Annotated in this window: 17 protein-coding genes; 12 read left to right on the top strand and 5 right to left on the bottom strand. The window is 70.7% G+C overall.

The annotated features are described in order from the left end of the window. The first annotated feature begins 82 nt into the window (after positions 1-82). The 5 genes from QQM39_RS14115 to QQM39_RS14095 all read left to right on the top strand — a co-directional run bounded on the left by QQM39_RS14115 (position 83) and on the right by QQM39_RS14095 (position 4,085). Positions 83-2,380 (top strand): ATP-dependent DNA helicase UvrD2, encoded by a 2,298-nt coding sequence (locus QQM39_RS14115; protein WP_301997048.1) that lies wholly within the window; start codon positions 83-85, stop codon positions 2,378-2,380. A gap of 165 nt (positions 2,381-2,545) precedes the next feature. After that, the gene (locus tag QQM39_RS14110; RefSeq protein ID WP_301997047.1) at positions 2,546-2,872 is read left to right on the top strand and encodes a hypothetical protein; all 327 of its coding nucleotides are present in this window, start codon (positions 2,546-2,548) and stop codon (positions 2,870-2,872) included. A 175-nt stretch (positions 2,873-3,047) separates the two neighbouring features. After that, positions 3,048-3,416, top strand: coding sequence for a WhiB family transcriptional regulator (locus QQM39_RS14105; protein ID WP_031479359.1), 369 nt, complete (start codon positions 3,048-3,050; stop codon positions 3,414-3,416). Next, a complete protein-coding gene (locus tag QQM39_RS14100) occupies positions 3,413-3,736 on the top strand; it encodes a hypothetical protein (RefSeq protein WP_301997046.1) in 324 nt (107 codons plus the stop codon). The genes QQM39_RS14105 and QQM39_RS14100 overlap by 4 nt, the downstream gene beginning before the upstream one ends. A 139-nt stretch (positions 3,737-3,875) precedes the next feature. Further along, positions 3,876-4,085 (top strand): hypothetical protein, encoded by a 210-nt coding sequence (locus tag QQM39_RS14095; RefSeq protein ID WP_301997045.1) that lies wholly within the window; start codon positions 3,876-3,878, stop codon positions 4,083-4,085. A 9-nt stretch (positions 4,086-4,094) separates the two neighbouring features. Here the strand turns inward: QQM39_RS14095 and QQM39_RS14090 are convergent, their stop codons facing one another. Together QQM39_RS14090 and QQM39_RS14085 are read right to left on the bottom strand one after the other, a co-directional pair. Then, positions 4,095-5,465, bottom strand: coding sequence for an AarF/ABC1/UbiB kinase family protein (locus QQM39_RS14090; protein WP_301997044.1), 1,371 nt, complete (start codon positions 5,463-5,465; stop codon positions 4,095-4,097). Further along, entirely contained in the window at positions 5,458-6,678 is a 1,221-nt protein-coding gene (locus tag QQM39_RS14085) for a TOMM precursor leader peptide-binding protein (protein ID WP_302003582.1), read from the bottom strand. The genes QQM39_RS14090 and QQM39_RS14085 overlap by 8 nt, the downstream gene beginning before the upstream one ends. Before the next feature lie 275 nt (positions 6,679-6,953). On the opposite strand from QQM39_RS14085, the gene QQM39_RS14080 reads away from it, so the two are divergent. The 4 genes from QQM39_RS14080 (at position 6,954) to QQM39_RS14065 (ending at position 11,059) form a co-directional block, all read left to right on the top strand. Continuing rightward, the gene (locus QQM39_RS14080) at positions 6,954-7,550 is read left to right on the top strand and encodes a M48 family metallopeptidase (protein WP_128434526.1); all 597 of its coding nucleotides are present in this window, start codon (positions 6,954-6,956) and stop codon (positions 7,548-7,550) included. A gap of 191 nt (positions 7,551-7,741) precedes the next feature. Next, positions 7,742-9,592 (top strand): TerD family protein, encoded by a 1,851-nt coding sequence (locus QQM39_RS14075; protein WP_301997043.1) that lies wholly within the window; start codon positions 7,742-7,744, stop codon positions 9,590-9,592. A 13-nt stretch (positions 9,593-9,605) separates the two neighbouring features. Beyond that, a complete protein-coding gene (locus tag QQM39_RS14070; RefSeq protein ID WP_048582125.1) occupies positions 9,606-10,286 on the top strand; it encodes an AIM24 family protein in 681 nt (226 codons plus the stop codon). A gap of 17 nt (positions 10,287-10,303) precedes the next feature. Continuing rightward, positions 10,304-11,059, top strand: coding sequence for an AIM24 family protein (locus QQM39_RS14065; protein WP_301997042.1), 756 nt, complete (start codon positions 10,304-10,306; stop codon positions 11,057-11,059). 54 nt (positions 11,060-11,113) lie between these two features. On the opposite strand, the gene QQM39_RS14060 is transcribed toward QQM39_RS14065, so the two are convergent. Further along, the gene (locus QQM39_RS14060) at positions 11,114-11,635 is read right to left on the bottom strand and encodes an NUDIX hydrolase (protein WP_301997041.1); all 522 of its coding nucleotides are present in this window, start codon (positions 11,633-11,635) and stop codon (positions 11,114-11,116) included. Then, positions 11,632-13,083, bottom strand: coding sequence for a zinc-dependent metalloprotease (locus tag QQM39_RS14055; protein WP_301997040.1), 1,452 nt, complete (start codon positions 13,081-13,083; stop codon positions 11,632-11,634). Before QQM39_RS14055 ends, QQM39_RS14060 begins: the two co-directional genes overlap by 4 nt. Positions 13,084-13,275: 192 nt before the next feature. Here QQM39_RS14055 and QQM39_RS14050 point away from each other — a divergent pair, with 192 nt between their 5' ends. The 3 genes from QQM39_RS14050 to QQM39_RS14040 all read left to right on the top strand — a co-directional run bounded on the left by QQM39_RS14050 (position 13,276) and on the right by QQM39_RS14040 (position 16,567). Further along, a complete protein-coding gene (locus QQM39_RS14050) occupies positions 13,276-14,394 on the top strand; it encodes an SDR family oxidoreductase (RefSeq protein WP_301997039.1) in 1,119 nt (372 codons plus the stop codon). A gap of 230 nt (positions 14,395-14,624) precedes the next feature. Then, a complete protein-coding gene (locus QQM39_RS14045) occupies positions 14,625-15,086 on the top strand; it encodes a molybdenum cofactor biosynthesis protein MoaE (RefSeq protein WP_301997038.1) in 462 nt (153 codons plus the stop codon). Positions 15,087-15,469: 383 nt separating this feature from the next. Beyond that, on the top strand, positions 15,470-16,567 hold the full coding sequence (locus QQM39_RS14040) for a PDZ domain-containing protein (RefSeq protein ID WP_301997037.1): 1,098 nt from the start codon (positions 15,470-15,472) through the stop codon (positions 16,565-16,567). A gap of 90 nt (positions 16,568-16,657) precedes the next feature. On the opposite strand, the gene QQM39_RS14035 is transcribed toward QQM39_RS14040, so the two are convergent. Then, a complete protein-coding gene (locus QQM39_RS14035) occupies positions 16,658-17,200 on the bottom strand; it encodes a PPA1309 family protein (protein ID WP_301997036.1) in 543 nt (180 codons plus the stop codon). Between the last annotated feature and the right edge of the window lie 99 nt (positions 17,201-17,299).

Below are 17,299 nucleotides of genomic sequence, written 5' to 3'. Positions count from 1 at the left end.
CGCGCGCTCCTTGGGTGGCTCGGGGGAACAGGTCGTCCAGAGTGGGAACGTACGCGACCGGGGCGCCATTCCCGCCCGGGGTATGCCCGGCCACGTGACGCCTGCCGCATTAATACGACTATCAGTGCCCGCCTGTGGACAACCGGCACAGCCGTCTCCGGCGACCTGGCAGCATGGCCGTGTGACAGCAGCAACGCACTCCACCCTCTTCCCGCAGGTACCGGACTCGGCCGACGCGGTGCTCGAAGGGCTCGACCCCGAGCAGCGCGAGGTGGCCACCGCCCTGCACGGTCCGGTGTGCGTGCTGGCGGGCGCCGGCACGGGCAAGACCCGGGCGATCACCCACCGCATCGCCTACGGGGTGCGTTCCGGCATCCTCCAGCCCTCCAGCGTGCTCGCCGTCACCTTCACCAACCGCGCTGCGGGAGAGATGCGCGGCCGGCTGCGCCAGCTCGGCGCCGCCGGGGTCCAGGCCCGTACGTTCCACTCGGCTGCCCTGCGGCAGCTCCAGTACTTCTGGCCGAAAGCAGTCGGCGGCTCCCTGCCCCGGCTCGTCGACCGCAAGATCCAGCTCGTCGCCGACGCGGCCGCCGCCTGCCGTATCCGCCTCGACCGGAACGAGCTGCGGGACGTCACCGCCGAGATCGAGTGGTCGAAGGTCACCCAGACCGTCCCCACCGACTATCCCCCCGCCGCCGCGAAGGCGGGCCGCGAAGCCCCCCGCGACCCGGCCGAGATCGCCCAGATCTACAACGTCTACGAGGACCTCAAGCGGGACCGCGCGTTCATCGACTTCGAGGACGTCCTGCTGCTCACCGTCGGCATCCTCCAGGACCGCCACGACATCGCCGACCAGGTCCGTTCCCAGTACCAGCACTTCGTGGTCGACGAGTACCAGGACGTCAGCCCGCTCCAGCAGCGTCTGCTGGAGCTGTGGCTCGGCGACCGCGACAACCTGTGCGTGGTCGGTGACGCCAGCCAGACGATCTACTCGTTCACAGGAGCAACTCCGGACCATCTGCTCGACTTCCGCACCCGCCACCCCGGCGCCACCGTCGTCAAGCTGGTCCGCGACTACCGGTCCACCCCCCAAGTGGTCCACCTCGCCAACGGCCTGCTCGCCCAGGCGCGGGGCCGCGCCGCCGACCACCGTCTGGAGCTGATCTCCCAGCGCGACCCGGGCCCCGAGCCCGTCTACACCGAGTACACGGACGAGCCGGCCGAGGCCGAGGGCGCCGCCCGCCGCATCCGGGAACTCATGGACTCCGGCATCCCGGCCGGCGAGATCGCCATCCTGTTCCGCACGAACGCTCAGTCCGAGACCTACGAGCAGGCCCTCGCCGACGCGGGCGTCCCCTACCAGCTGCGGGGTGCCGAGCGGTTCTTCGACCGTCCCGAGGTGCGCAAGGCGGGCATCGCCCTGCGCGGCGCGGCCCGCTTCGGCGGCAACGACTCGCTCCTCGACGACGCCGTCGACCTGCCCTCGCAGGTGCGGGCGGTGCTGTCGGGCGAGGGCTGGACGACCCAGCCCCCGGCCGGCTCCGGCGCCGTCAGGGAGCGCTGGGAGTCCCTGGCCGCCCTGGTGAACCTCGCCCAGGACTTCGCCGCGGCCAAACCCGGCGCCACCCTCGCCGACCTCGTCGCCGAGCTCGACGAACGGGCGAACGCCCAGCACCCCCCGACCGTCCAGGGCGTGACCCTCGCCTCCCTGCACTCGGCCAAGGGCCTGGAGTGGGACGTCGTCTTCCTGGTCGGTGTGGCCGAAGGCATGATGCCGATCACCTACGCAAAGACCGACGAACAGGTCGAGGAGGAGCGCCGCCTCCTCTACGTCGGCGTCACCCGCGCCCGCCAGCACCTCCATGTCTCCTGGGCCCTCAGCCGGGCGCCCGGCAGCAGGCCCAACCGCCGCCCCAGCCGCTTCCTCGACGGACTGCGCCCCGGCTCGACCGCCACCGCTGGACGCACGGCCGTCGGCGGCGGCTCCGGAGGCGTCGAGCGCGGCTTCACGAGCAGACCGGATGCCGCCCCGAGACGGACCCAGCGCAGCCCGGCCCGCTGCCGCGTGTGCGGGCGCACGCTCACCGACGCCGGTGAGATGAAGCTGATGCGCTGCGAGGACTGCCCCTCAGACATGGACGAGGGCCTCTACGAACGGCTCCGCGAGTGGCGCGCGGTCCAGGCCCGGCTCAGCGGGCAGCCGGACTTCTGCGTCTTCACGGACAGGACCCTGATGGCCATCGCTGAAGCGGAGCCGACCAGTCCGGTTGAGCTGTCGCGAATCTCCGGTGTCCTCAAGCGCAAGCTCGAGCGCTACGGAGCCGATGTTCTGGCCATCTGTGCAGGCCAGGAGCTTGCGGAGGGCTCCGGCGGGGAATGACGCGAACTCGTCGAAAAAATAGTTTGCGCATGCCCCAGCAATCCCCATAGGTTCTTAGCCACGGGAACGGAGGCCTTCTCGGAGGCCCCAATTCCGTGTTCTACTTGCATACCCGTCGGACTGGTTCACCCCAGTCCCCTTAGACGCCGAGAGGAGGCGAGTCCAGTGATCAGCATCAACACCAGCTCCATCAGCATCGTGAAAATGACCGATCGCTCGGTCGTCGCTTCCCTGTGCATGCTCGGCGCCTCCAACCAGGGCACCGGTCTGTCCGGCATTCGTGCCGCGCGTCCGGCGTCCGCCCTGTCTCTCGCGGGTCTCCCTGTCCGCGAGGGCAATGAGCGACCGACCAAGGCACTGGAAGCGGCAGTAGTGGCACAGGCCAAGGCCTATGCCTTTACGGCGACCGGTGCCGGATTCCGGAAGCAGACGACGCAGCACCACCAGATGTGGGCCTTCCGTGGGCCAGAACCCTGGAGTGATCCAGCCTGATTGCCGATCAGGCCGGCGCCTTCAGGGCCGCGGAACCCCATCCGGGATCCGCGGCCCTTCTGTTTGTCCTCCAACGGGGATGACGGAGCGAAGGGGCCTCGGGACAAGAAAAGACCCGGTACCAGCCGCCACCCGGTCCAACAGGGCCGGAACGACCAGACGAGGAAGACGAACCGTGCAACTCGAAGCGCACGCCCCGTCCGTACCGCCTTCAGACGTGATCCCCAAGCCCGGCCTCACGGAGGACTCCACCTTGACCCCGCTCACTGCGCTCACCGCGCTCGACGACGCCATCGAGAACCTCGGCGTGCCCGTCCCCTGCCGCTCCTACGACCCGGAGGTCTTCTTCGCCGAGTCGCCGGCGGACGTCGAGTACGCCAAGTCCCTCTGCCGCACCTGCCCGCTGATGGAGGCCTGCCTCGCCGGCGCCAAGGAGCGGCGTGAGCCCTGGGGCGTCTGGGGTGGCGAGCTGTTCGTCCAGGGTGTCGTCGTCGCCCGGAAGCGGCCGCGTGGCCGCCCGCGCAAGAACCCGGTCACGGCATGAACACCGCAGGAACGATCGACCGCCCCCTCACGCACGACCCCCAGAAGCAGGCCCCGATGAAGCCGTCCACCCACGAACTCGCACGCTCCGCGCCCGAAGACTTCACCACGAGTGGCGCGAACGACTCGCGTCAGAACAGGAACCGAGAGATGCAACTCATCCAAGAAGCCCTGGCACGTGCGCATATGCACGAGCGACAGCAGGCGGCCGAGCAGGAACGCCGGGCCGTGCGCCTGGCGACCGCTCGCCGCATGCAGCGCCGGGCCGAGCGCGCCTCGAAGCGTGCCCGGCGTGCGCTCGCCATGGCAGTCATGCAGTAACCGACCGAACCGCCAAGCGGTGATGGCCTCCCGAACCGGGAGGCAGTGGCTCCTCGCGGGGGCCGGTCCGAGCGAACGGACCGGCCCCCGCGGTGCGTTGTGCCCGCCCATCGGTCAGTGCCGGCGTTATCGTCGGCGAGTGACGAGTCTTCCCGGAGGCAGTGACAACGGCGGTTCCGCCACGGAGCCCTCGCCCCTCGTGTGCGCCCGCTGCGGCACCCAGGCCAAGGCCCCGCAGCCCACCTGGACCTGCTCCGTGGAGAACGGCATCCGCCACTACATCTGCGACACCTGCTCCCGGGAGAACCTCAGGGCGATCGAGGGGCGACTGGACTCGGCCTGGTGGTAGGGCCGCCGCTCACGCCTCCGCCGCCGACTGCTCCTCGTCGGTCAGATCCTCCGGCGCGAACCCCGGCAGCCACTCCTCCAGTTCCTGGCGCAGCCGTACCGTCGCGCCCAGCTGGCACAGCACTCCGATTGTGCTCAATGTCACCCGGTGGATGAGGAGGTACGCCGGGGGCAGATTGAGCCGTTTGCCCAGTTGGTAGGCGGGGGAGCGGGGGTCGGCCACGCGGGCGGCCTGACTGCGCATCCAGCCGCGGGTGAAGGTGAACTCGTCGACCTGTGCCGGTTCGATGATCGGCAGGAGGTAGTCGAGGACGGCGTCGGGGTCCAGGTCTATTGATTCCTTGACGAAGCCCTCGGTGCAGAGAAGTTCGTAGACGGCCTCCGCCTCGCCGTCCAGGGTCATGCGCAGGGAGTCGCCGATGGGGGTCGGCAGCCCGCCGGGGAGACGGTCGACCGTGCCGAAGTCCAGCACACCGAGCCGCCAGTCGTCCTCACCGTCCGGGCCGCCCGGCAGGAGGCGGAAGTTGCCGGGGTGCGGGTCGGCGTGCAGGAGGCCCGTGCGGGCCGGGCCGGAGAAGAGGAAGCGGGCCAGGAGCTGGCCGGCGCGGTCGCGCTGCTCCTGGGTGCCGTCGGAGATCACCTCCGAGAGCGGGACGCCGTCGATCCACTCCGTGATCAGGACCTGCTCGTTCTGGTGGACGACCGCCGGCACGACGACGTCCGGATCGTCGGCGAACTCCTCCGCGTGTGCCTGCTGGGCCTGCGCCTCCAGGCCGTAGTCCAGTTCCTCGGAGACGCGGTCCTTGAGTTCCGCGATCAGCGGCTTGATGTCCATGCCGGGAATCAGCGGGCCCAACAGCCGGGCGAACCGGCTCAGTTGGTTCAGGTCGGACAGCAGTGCCTCGCCGGCTCCCGGGTACTGCACCTTGACCGCCACCTCACGGCCGTCGTGCCACACCCCCCGGTGCACCTGGCCGATCGAGGCCGCCGCGGCGGGCTTGTCCTCGAACTCCAGAAACAGCTCGTGCCAGTCCTCGCCGAGCCGCTCCGCCAGCACCGTGTGCACGGTGCGCGTCGGCATCGGCGGCGCTGCCTCCTGCAGCTTCGTGAGCGCCGCGCGGTAGGGGCCGGCGATCTCCTCGGGCAGGGCCGACTCGAAGACGGACAGGGCCTGGCCGAACTTCATCGCGCCGCCCTTGAGCTCGCCGAGCACCTTGAACAGCTGCTCGGCGGTGCGCTGCTGCAGCTCCCGCCCGACGATCTCCGCGGACTCGCCGACGATCCGCTTGCCGAGTCCCCAGGTCGCTCGCCCGGCGAAGCCGAGCGGGAGCGCGGCGAGCTTGGCGGTACGGGTGACCGCCTTGCGGGGAAGATCAGACATGCGCCCTCCAGGTCCCAGCCAGCCGCTCCGCGTCTGCCTTACGGCGTAACTCCGTCGACGGCCGTTGCTCTGCCATTGTCTCGTGCGAACCCTCGTCCTCGGAGGGGTGTTCTCCCTCACCTTTCTCCCTGGCGCCGCACGGGCATGCGGGATGTGCCCACACCGGCCGGGCGTGCCAGCTCAGACCGGGCAGGGACACCTCCCAGCGTGCACCCGCGCTCGACGGGATCCGGCCGTCCAGGAAGGCCAGGGCGTGCGCGGCCGCCAGCCCGGCGACCGTGGTGGCCAGCGCCAGATCGCAGGGCCGCACCTCGCGCGTCCTTCCCGAGCCCGAGCGCCATTGCGCGACCAGGCGGGGCCAGGCCGGGTCCCGGTCGGTGCGCCCCTCGTTGAGACAGCCTGCGCAGCCGGTCTCGCCGGGCAGGACGAGGGGGCCGACGATGCCGGTTCCCTCCACGACGCCGACGTACAGATGGGGCGTACCGGAGGCGATGAGGGGTTCGGCGGCGGACGGCGAGGGCGCGTGCACGGCGACGTCGTCCCGTGGAGCGATGATCACCAGGGAGTGGCCCGCGCTGTCCTCCCCGGGAGGTGCCTTGGGGCCGCGGCGTGGTGGGCGGTCGGGTGCGCAGTGGCGTGCGGCCCGTCGCGCGGCTTCGTCCCTGCGGTCGCCGACCGCCTCCGCGGGCAGCCCGCCCGGTGCCACGTCCCACGGCTCGACACGGCCGACGTCGCGCACGTCGACGTCGCCGACCCCCGCGCCCGACAGCAGTGAGGCCACCACCGCGCCCACCCGGCCGGCCCCCCTCACCTGCACACGCAGTGAGCGGCGGGCGGCCAGGCGGTCGATCGCCTCGCCCGGCTCGGACGTGGTCAGGGACAGGGAGGCCAGATCGGGGCGCAGCCGGTCCAGGACCTCCTTCTTGCGGCGCAGGGTTTGGGCGGCCGGGCCGCCTCCCTTCGTGTCGTCGAGCAGCCCGGCCCGCGCCAGTCGCCGTACCAGTCCCTCGACGTGACCGTCCGGCAGATCCATACGGCGGCCCTCTTCGCGCAGCAGCTCCACTCCGCGGGTGCCGTTGAGCAGGTCGAGGAATCCGCCCGTCGCCGTGTCCATCGGGCCCAGCGTCAGCGCGTGCGCCGGAGTCATCCCGAACTGCACGGTATTGAGATCCCGCCAGCCTCGCCTGAGCGCGGGCTTCACTGCTGGAGCCAGCGGAAGCGTCGCATCTGCCGAACCTGCCGAATCTGTCGAAACCGTCGCTTGCATGAACAGGCCCCCGTAGCCGTAGCGGAACGTCCCCGTGTACCGGTGGAGCTCGGTCGAAGCTCCGCCGGTGACTGCCAGCATGCCCCGACGCGGCGCCCCGTGCCGAAAGTTGTCCACAGGCGGTGGATATTCGTAGTACAAATCAAACGCATGGTGGGGGATCGGCATCGAACCGTCCCGGAGTCGGGACTTCCCCCATGTGCAGCGGGTAACGTCGGGGCGTGTCCGCCGACCCACTGCACCGCGCCGGAACGCCACAGCGCAGTACGACGAGCCCGCCGACGAGCGGCTCAGGGGCGAGCGCGATCGAGGTCCGCAGGAGCGCCCGGCGCCGCCGGACGGTCTCGGCGTACCGCGAGGGCGATCGCACCGTCGTGCTCATCCCCGCCCGGATGTCCGAGGCCGAGGAACAGCGCTGGGTGAACGTCATGCTCGACAAGCTGGCCGCGCAGGAGAGCAAGCAGGTCCTCGGCGACGCCGAACTGGCCGAGCGCGCCGAACAGCTGTCGGCCCAGTACTTCGACGGCCGTGCCCGGCCCAGCTCGGTGCGCTGGGTCACCAATCAGAACACACGCTGGGGCTCGTGCACCCCGGCCGAGGGCAGCATCCGTCTTTCGCATCGTCTGCAGGGCATGCCCGAGTACGTCGTCGACTACGTCCTCCTCCACGAGCTCGCGCATCTGCTGGTACCCGGACACGGGCCCCGCTTCTGGCGGCTGCTGGAGGGGTATCCCCGCACCGAGCGGGCGAAGGGCTACCTGGAAGGGGTGGTTGCCGCCGAGCGCCTGCCCCATGTGCCCGGCGCGCGCGGCGAGTGACCGCTACCTGAGGCATCCCCCCTGGAGCACCCTCCCGGAGGCAGCGCCCGGAGGCAGCCCCGAAGGCAGTGCTTCCGGTACGGCTGGGCGGGGGTTGTGTACCGGGTCTGTACCGGCTTCGTCCGATGTCGGAGTTAGCCGTTAGCCTGGCGCGACGCACTCACATTCGGGATGGGGGACGGTCGTTACGCATGGCCAGGGAATTCCAACGCGGCCACAAGGCCAAGATCAGTGACCTCACCGCGGGCACGGATCTGTACGTAGGTGTACAGATCACTGCCCCAGGGCTGAGCTTCGACATCAGCTGCTTCGGTCTCGACGCCGACGAACGGCTCTCGGACGACCGCTACTTCATCTTCTTCAACCAGCCGAAGTCCCCCGAAGAGTCCATCCAGCTCCTCGGCGCCCAGGCCGGCGACACGGAATCCTTCCGGGTCACGCTTGACAAGATCCCCCCGCAGATCCAGAAGCTGTCCTTCACGGCGACGATCGACGGCGCCGGACAGATGTCACAGATCGCCCCCGGATACATCCGGATCGTCGCCGGCGGCGAGGAAGTGGCCCGCTACTCCTTCAACGGCTCGGAGTTCTCCACCGAACGCGCCGTGATGCTGGGCGACTTCTACCTCAAGGACGTCTGGCGGTTCGCGGCCGTCGGGCAGGGCTTCGACGGTGGTCTCGACGCGCTGCTGAGGAACTTCGGCGGCGAGGTCGCCGAGGAGGAGACGCCCGCCGCCCCGCAGCAGCCGCAGCAGCCTCAGGCGGGTGCGACCCCCGGCTTCGCCCCGCCCGCCCAGGGCACCGCCCCGCCAGCGTTCGGCGCCCCGGCGGCCGCGGCCCCGGCTCCCGCGCCCGCCCCGGCTCCCGCGCCCGCCCCGGCTCCCGCGCCCGCCCCGGCTCCCGCGCCCGCCCCGGCTCCCGCGCCCGCCCCGGCTCCCGCGCCCGCCCCGGCTCCGCAGCCCGCCGCCCAGGGCTTCGCGCCCCCTCCCGGGTCCACCCCGCCGCCTCCGGCCCCGGCGCCCGCCCCGTCGGTGCACGCCCAGCCGACCATCGTCGCGCCCATGACGCCGCCCGGCGGCACCCCGCCGCCCCCCGCCCCGGCGCCCGCGCCCTACGGCCAGCCGGGTCAGCAGCAGCCGTACGGCCAGCCCGGGCAGCAGGCCCCGTACGGCCAGGCCCCCGCTCCGACCGCCCCGCCGCCCCCCGGCTACGCCCAGCCCCAGGCCCCGCAGGCACCGACCCCGCCGCCCGGTTACGGCCAGCCGACCCCGCCTCCGGGCTACGGCCAGCAGCCCCCCTACGGCCAGGCCCCGGGCCAGCAGGCGCCGTATGGAGCCCCGCAGGGCGCACCTCAAGGTGCTCCTCAAGGCGCACCGCAGGGCCCCGGCGTGGCCGCGGCGCTCCAGCAGTTCAAGGAGACGCCCACCGGCCAGCGCTGGACGCAGCAGAACAAGAAGCTGGTCCGGGTCGACCTCGGCATCGGCGGCCACCCCGTGCTCGCCCGGCAGGGCAGCATGGTGCTCTACCAGGGCAAGGTCGACTTCAGCTACAAGGGCGCCGGGTTCGCCGGCCGGATCGTGGGCAACGCGACCGGCCAGGAGATGCAGCTGATGCGCTGTACCGGCCAGGGCCAGGTGTTCCTCGCCGAGAACTCCACGATGCTGCACCCCATCGAGCTCCAGGGCGACGGCATCTGCGTCTCCGCGGAGAACGTCCTCGCCTTCGACGAGAGCCTCCAGTACGAGATCCGCCGCATCGAGGGACACGGCATCCCCGGTGGCGCGCTGTTCACGATGCAGTTCACGGGCACCGGCACGATCGTCGTGAAGACGCACGGCACGCCCGTGGTCCTTCCGGTCACGCCCACGACGTTCGCCGACTGCAACGCCGTCGTCGCCTGGTCGGCCGCCTCCCAGGTGGTCGTCTCCAGCCAGGTGCGCATGCGCCGCAACGCCTACCCCGGCGACACCGGAGAGAGCGTCAACCTCCAGTTCCGCGGCGCGCCCGGCAACTTCATCGTCGTCCAGCCGTACGAGATCTGAGGGAGAGCCCGTCATGAACCAGCCGCTCGCGGGCTACGCCCCCGCACCCGTCACCGCCCGCATGGAGAACCACGGCAACCACATGCTGAAGGTCGCCATGCAGACCGGAAACGACCTCTTCGCGCGCGTGGGGTCGATGGTCGCCTACGAAGGCTTCGTCCAGTACGAGCCCAACCCGCCGGCCGTGCGCCAGATCGCCAAGGACTGGATGACCGGCGAGGGCGCGCCCCTGATGAAGTGCACCGGCGACGGACTGCTCTACCTCGCCGACTACGGCGCCAACGTCGTCGTCATCAACCTCAACGGCGACGGCATCTCCGTCAACGCCACCAACCTGCTCGCCTTCGACGCCCACCTCACGTGGGGGGTCGAGCGGGTGAAGGGCCTGGCTAAGTTCGCCGGGCAGGGCCTGTGGAACACCAAGATCTCCGGGCAGGGCTGGGTCGCGCTGACCTCCCGGGGCAAGCCGATCGTCGTCGACTGCGGCGGCGGCGAGGACGAGACGTACGTCGACCCGGACGCCCTCGTCGCCTGGTCGCCGAACCTCAAGGTGAAGGGCAAGCGCAGCTTCAAGGCGCAGTCGCTCATCGGCCGGGGCAGCGGCGAGGCCTACCAGATGGCCTTCTCCGGCCAGGGCATCGTCGTCGTCCAGCCCAGCGAGGACAGCACCGACCGTCTCCGGGTCCGAGGCTGAGGGGGAGCCAGAAAGCCATGCAGAGTCCGCTTTTCGCCTACAACGAGCAGCAGACCCAGGAGCGCTGGAGCCTGCAGAACAAGCAGATGCTCCGCGTCGCCCTGGAGGGCCACGACGACATCCTCGCCCGCAAGGGCACGATGGTCGCCTACCAGGGCCTGGTCGAGTTCGACGCCGAATTCCAGAGCAACGAGCAGGGACGCGCGCGTGCCCGTACCGGCGAGGGCCTCGACCTCATGCGCTGCCACGGGCAGGGCACGGTCTACCTCGCCAACCTCAAGCAGCACGTCCACGTGGTGGAGGTGGAGCAGGACGGCCTGACCGTCGACAGCAGCTATGTGCTGGCGATGGACTCCTCGCTGCACCACGAGGTCATCGCCGTCGACAGCCTCTACGGCATCTCCGGCTCCGGGAAGTACCAGCTCAACATCAGCGGGCGCGGCAAGGTCGCCCTGATGACCTCGGGCATGCCGCTGATGCTGCAGGTGACGCCCGACAAGTACGTCAACTGCGACGCCGACGCGATCGTCGCCTGGTCGACGAGCCTGCGCGTCCAGATGCAGGCCCAGACGCACTCCTCCGGGGTGTGGCGGCGCCGCGGCAACACCGGTGAGGGCTGGGAGCTCAGCTTCATGGGCAGCGGTTACGCGATCGTCCAGCCCAGCGAGCTGCTGCCGCCGCAGAACGCCCAGATCGGCTCGGGCCTCGCCGCCCAGTACGGCATGGGGCAGCAGGGGGGCCGGGGGCAGAACCAGGGCAACGTCTGGAGCTGAGCCGACGTGACGACCGGTAAGGGGTGACCGCAAGGGCGGTCACCCCTTACGCGTTCACAGCCTGGCGCGCGTCGCCTCCAGCAGGCGTACGACCGACTCGTCGGCCACCCCCGGCACCTCGTCGTAGGCGAACCAGCGCACGTCCAGCGACTCCTCGCTGATCGCATGCTCGGCGTCCTGCGGCGCCAGGACCGCGTACTGCACGTCGAAGTGCCAGTGGCAGGGCGCCGGGATCGGATGCCGGTCCAGGCGCACCGGGCCGCCCGGCAGCAGCGACAGGCCGGTGATGCCGGACTCCTCCGTGGCCTCTCGCAGGGCCGCGGCCGTCAGAGAGGCATCCTGCGCCTCGCAGTGGCCGCCCATCTGCAGCCACATGCGCAGCTTCTTGTGAAGGGTCAGCAGCACGCGCCCGCGCGACGGGTCGATCACCAAGGCGCTCGCCGTGATGTGCCCGGCCTCGCAGGACTTCCACATGCCGTCCGGATGGGCGGCGAGATGATCCAGGTAGGCCTGGCGCAGTTCGGCCTGGTCCTCATACCCCTTCAGTACGAGGACCGCGTCGTCGTACAGGCTCACTCGGTGCCGTCGCCCTTGTCGTCGTCCTTGGACTTGTCGTCCTTCTTCAGGTCCGGCTTCCCGGTGGAGCCGCTCGCCGCCTCCCCGAGCATCTTGTCCAGCTCGGAGAAGTCGATCTGCTCACGGTGCACGAAGCCGTCCGGGTCGTCCAGGTCGGTGGCCGTCGGCAGCATGTCCGGGTGGGCCCACAGGGCGTCCCGGCCGTCGACACCGCGCGCGTCGGTGAGCGAGGCCCACAGACGGGAGGCGTCGCGCAGACGCCGCGGGCGCAGCTCCAGGCCGATCAACGTGGCGAACGTCTGCTCCGCCGGGCCGCCCGAGGCGCGGCGGCGGCGCAGCGTCTCGCGCAGTGCGTCCGCGGACGACAGTCGGGGCTTGGCGGCGGCGTGCACCACCGCGTCCACCCAGCCCTCGACGAGCGCCAGAGCCGTCTCCAGACGGGCCAGGGCCGCCTTCTGCTCCGGCGTGTCCTCCGGCTGGAACATGCCCTGCTGCAGGGCGTCCTGCAGCTGCTCGGGGTTCTGCGGGTCGAACTGGCCGACCACGTCCTCCAGCTTGGCCGTGTCGACCTTGATCCCGCGCGCGTAGCCGTCGACCGCGCCGAACAGGTGCGAGCGCAGCCACGGCACGTGCGCGAACAGGCGCTGGTGGGCCGCCTCGCGCAGGGCGAGATACAGCCGCACCTCCTCCTTCGGCACGCCCAGGTCCTTGCCGAATGTCTCGATGTTCACCGGCAGCAGCGCGGCCTTGCCGGCCGGGCCGAGCGGCAGGCCGATGTCGGTGGAGCCGACGACTTCGCCCGCGAGCACACCGACGGCCTGCCCGATCTGCGTGCCGAACATGGCGCCGCCCATCGAGCGCATCATGCCGATCAGCGGGCCGGCCATGGCCTGCATCTCCTCCGGCAGGACGTCGCCCATGGCGGTGCCGACGCGCTCGGCGACCGGGTCGACGAGCTCCTTCCAGGCGGGCAGGGTCGCCTCGACCCACTCCGCGCGGGACCACGCCACCGCGGAGCCCGCGCCGGACGGCAGGGACGTCGCGTCGTCGAGCCACAGGTCGGCCAGGCGGACGGCCTCCTCGACGGCGGTGCGCTCGGCGGGGCCGATGCTCGCGTCCTTGGTGCCGTCCGCGGTGCCCTGGGAGACCGTCTGGCGGGCGATCTGCTTGGCCATGTCCCAGTTCACCGGGCCGCCCTCATAGGAGAGCATCTGCCCCAGCTGCTGGAACGCGGCGCCCAGGTCGGAGGGGTTCAGCGAACCGAACATGGCAGCGAACGGATTGTCCGCGCCAGGGCCACCAAAGCCCCCGGCACCCGGCAGCCCGCCGAAACCGAACGGGTTGGCCGGGCCCTGACCACCACCGCTCTGCTGGTCCTTCTTCTTGCCCTCGTCGCCGTCGTCCGGCTCCTCCGGCGGAAGGCCGAATCCGAATGGGGTGTCACTCACGGGATTCCTCGGCTGGTAAGGCCACCGGTTTCCACCGGCGGCGCGGCTGCCCGATAACACCACCCAGCGTAGACACCGCGAGCCGATCGGGCCTCGGTGCTTCGCCGACTCTTGGCCTGCGGCAGGATGGATGCCACCTGGTACGTACGCGTCACTCGCGTTCGTACTGAAGACAACCGCTGGAGACGCCCGGTGAGTTCCCCTGATCCGCAGGTTCGCGCAGCGCGAAACCAGTCAACCCCTCCCGCGCGCGGTGTGCGCGGGCCCGTCGTCGCGGTGACCGGTGCCGCGTCCGGTGTCGGCGCGCTGCTCACCGAGCGGCTGGTCGCGTCGGACGAGGTCAAGCAGGTCATCGCCATCGACGAGCGGCGCGGTGAGTGCGCGGCGGCACAGTGGCACATCCTGGATGTGCGGGATCCGGCCATCGCGGACAAGCTGCGGGGCGCCGACGTGGTCGTTCACCTGGCGCTCGATCTGGATCTGGAGACGGATCCCGCCGCCCGGACGGCGTACAACGTTCGGGGGACGCAGACCGTGCTGACGGCCGCGGCGGCGGCCGGGATCCACCGGGTGGTGCTGTGCACCTCCGCGATGGTCTACGGGGCGCTGCCGGACAACGAGCTTCCGTTGGCCGAGGACGCGGAGCTGCGGGCGACGGCGGAGGCCACCGGGGTCGCGGATCTGCTGGAGATCGAGCGCCTCGCGCGCAGGGCCCCTCGGGCCCACCCCGGACTCAATGTCACCGTTGTCCGGCCCGCGGTCCTCGTGGGCGGCACGGACACCGCGCTGACCAGGTACTTCGAGTCGCCTCGGCTGCTTGTCGTCGCCGGCTCACGGCCTGCCTGGCAGTTCTGTCATGTCGAGGATCTGTGCAGCGCCCTGGAGTACGCCGTCCTGGAGAAGGTCGAGGGGGAACTCGCCGTCGGATGTGACGGCTGGCTGGAGCAGGAGGAGGTCGAGGAGCTCAGCGGGATCCGGCGGATGGAGCTGCCGTCCGCGGTCGCGCTGGGTGCGGCGGCCCGACTGCACCGGATCGGTCTGACGCCCTCTCCGGCCGGGGACCTGGCGTACACGATGTATCCCTGGGTGGTCAGCGGGAGCCGGCTCCACGACGCGGGGTGGCGGCCGCAGTGGACCAACGAGGAAGTGCTCGCGGAGCTGCTGGAGGAGGTCTCCGGTCGGCACACGGTCGCCGGGCGGCGGCTCGGGCGCAAGGACGCGACGGCGGCCGGCGCCGCCGGTGCGACGGTGGCCCTGCTGGGCGCGGCGGCCGTGGTGCGGCGGGCACGGAAGGCCCGGCGGCGGATCTGACCGGGCGAGGGCCCACCGACACCCGGCAATGTGCGGGCGACGGGCGCACTCCCCGGCGTGCAAGGGCCTGCTCGACGGGATGCACGCGGCCCCCTCATCGGGATGCACGCGGGGCCCCTTCATCGGGATGCACGCGGCCCCCCTCATGTAGGAGGCTCCAAACCCGCACGCGCGTGTGCCGGGCGATAACGCTATTTCACGCCCACGCGGACGTGGGGCACGATGGGGGCATGGCACCTACCAACGATCACCCTGGTGAGCAGGGCGCTCAGGATCCCGTCAAGCTCATCGCCATCCGCGAGACGGCCCTCTCCGTGGACGAGGTTTTCCGGGCCGTCGGCGATGACGCCACTGGGGGGACCGCGTTGTTCGTGGGGACTGTGCGGAACCACGACGGCGGTGCCGATGTCGACGAGCTCGGGTACTCGTGCCATCCCAGTGCCGAGGCCGAGATGCGGCGGATCGCCGAGAAGGTCGTCGCCGAGTATCCGGTGCGGGCCCTCGCGGCCGTACACCGCGTCGGAGAGCTCAAGGTCGGGGATCTGGCCGTTGTCGTCGCCGTCTCCTGTCCCCATCGCGGCGAGGCCTTCGAGGCCTGCCGGAAGCTGATCGACGATCTCAAGCACGAGGTGCCCATCTGGAAGCACCAGAGGTTCTCCGACGGCACCGAGGAGTGGGTCGGCGCCTGCTGAACCGGTTCCGCCCACCCCGTCCGTACCACTCCGGTTGCGTAACCGCACCCCTGGCGTGAGCGTTGTCAGTGCCAGTGGTTAATCTGCTGATCAGTCAGTTTGCGGTCACTCATTGGGGATGGGAGGACGGCATGGCGGCGCTCGCCTGGTTGCTGATTCCGCTTGTGGCTGCGATCGGCGCCGGTCTGTGGGGCAGTTGGGCCAACCGGACCCGGAGGGCACGGAGCGACGGGCCGGAACTCGACGGATACGCCCGGTTCCGCGCGGCCATGGAGAAGCCCTCCTCCCGTACATGATCGCAGGGGGGCTGGATCGTGGCCTGACGGGGCACTGTCCGATGGCCCTGACGGGGCGCTGACAGGTGTGTCACGTACTGTCTTGGCATGCCACGCCGCACCGCGACGATGCTCGCCTCCACCCTGATGCTGATCGCGCTTCTGTGCGCGGGAGTCTTCATCCCCGTGCCGTATGCGGAGATGTCGCCGGGGCCGACGGTGAACACCCTTGGGGAGCACGACGGCGAGCCGGTGCTGCAGATCTCCGGGCGCAAGACGTACGCGACGACCGGGCATCTCAACATGACCACCGTCCGGGTCACCAGCGCCGACTACAGGATGAACCTCGTGGAGGCCGTCTACGGCTGGCTCGCGCACGACAACAAGGTCGTGCCGCACGACACCCTCTACCCGGACGGCAAGACCGAGGAGGAGTCCTCCCAGGAGAACGCCGAGGAGTTCAGCCAGTCCCAGGAGAGCGCCAAGGTCGCCGCCCTGAAGGAGCTGGACATCCCGGTGCAGAGCTGGGTGATCGTCTCGACCGTCGTCAAGGGAACCCCGGCCGAGGGCAAGCTGCACGCCGGTGACGTGATCAAGGCCGTCGACGGTACGACCGTGAAGGAACCGGCGGACGTCGCCAAGCTGGTGACCAAGCACAAGCCGGGTCAGGACGTCGTCTTCACCGTCGTGCCGGCCAAGGAGCAGGCCGCCGCGGAGAAGGAGCGCAGGACGCCCACGAAGTCCGAGAAGGTCACGATCAGGACCGCCGAGTCCGATGACAGCGCCGGCAAGCGCGCGATCGTCGGGATCTCCGCAGGGACCGACCACACCTTCCCGTTCACCATCGACATCAAGCTCGCCGACGTCGGCGGCCCCAGCGCGGGCCTCATGTTCGCCCTCGGGCTCTACGACAGGCTCACCCCGGGCAGCCTCACCGGCGGCAAGTTCGTCGCCGGCACCGGCACCATCGACGACGACGGCAAGGTCGGGCCCATCGGCGGCATCGAGATGAAGACCGTCGGCGCCCGCGACAAGGGCGCCCAGTACTTCCTCACGCCTGCCGACAACTGCGCGACCGCCGCCAGGGACGTCCCCGACGGGCTCACCCTCGTCAAGGTCGGCACCATCGGCGACGCCCTCGACGCCCTGAAGGACATCCGCTCCGGCGACACCGCCGACCTGCCGAAGTGCACGACCAAGGACTGAGAAACAGGCTTCGGTACGGCAGTGGGGCGCCCCTTCACCTCAAGGGGCGCCCCACTGCCGTTCAAGTCCTCGCCGTCGTACCGGAAGACCTCAGTCCGCGAAGGTCGCCGCCAACGCCTCCGCCAGACCCGGGACCAGGTCCGGGCCGGTGAGGACCTCTGTCGGGGTGTCCTTCTCGCGCAGGCGCAGGGCCGACTCGCGGGCGCCGTCGCGCAGGACCGCGACCGTCATGCGGACCTCCTGACGGTCGGGGTGGTCCGCCACCCACTTTGTGAGCTTGGCCTCGCTCAGGCCCTGCGGGACCTGGGCCTCGGCGGACGGCGGCAGCATCAGGCGCTCCACGGTGAGCGCGCAGCCGACCACCGCGTCGGGCCAGGCGATGGTGCCGAGGAACTCATCGAGCGCCTTGCCCGTTTCAATTTCGTCCTGCTCGATCGGGGTCAGGCCGGAGGACTCCTGCTCGTCCCCCAGGCCGAGCTGGGCGGCGAGGCCGGGTTCCTGGGTCCGCAGCCGTGCGGTGTCTACGAGGGCGAAGAGGCGTGCGGGCTGGTCCCAGCCGAGGCCGGAGGCGTACTCGTCGATCTCGAGAACGGCCCGGGTGAGCGGGCTCGCCGCCATGGGAGTGTTGGACATGGTCACAATCCTGCCTCGTTCCCGGCCGGAATCGGGAACTGAGTAAACGGTGAGTAAGTTGCATAGGTGTGGGCCCACGATTACGGGGGGCCACGGCGG

It is taken from the genome of Streptomyces sp. DT2A-34, from assembly GCF_030499515.1.
Taxonomy (GTDB): domain Bacteria; phylum Actinomycetota; class Actinomycetes; order Streptomycetales; family Streptomycetaceae; genus Streptomyces.
This window is presented reverse-complemented; position numbering and strand designations above follow the sequence as displayed.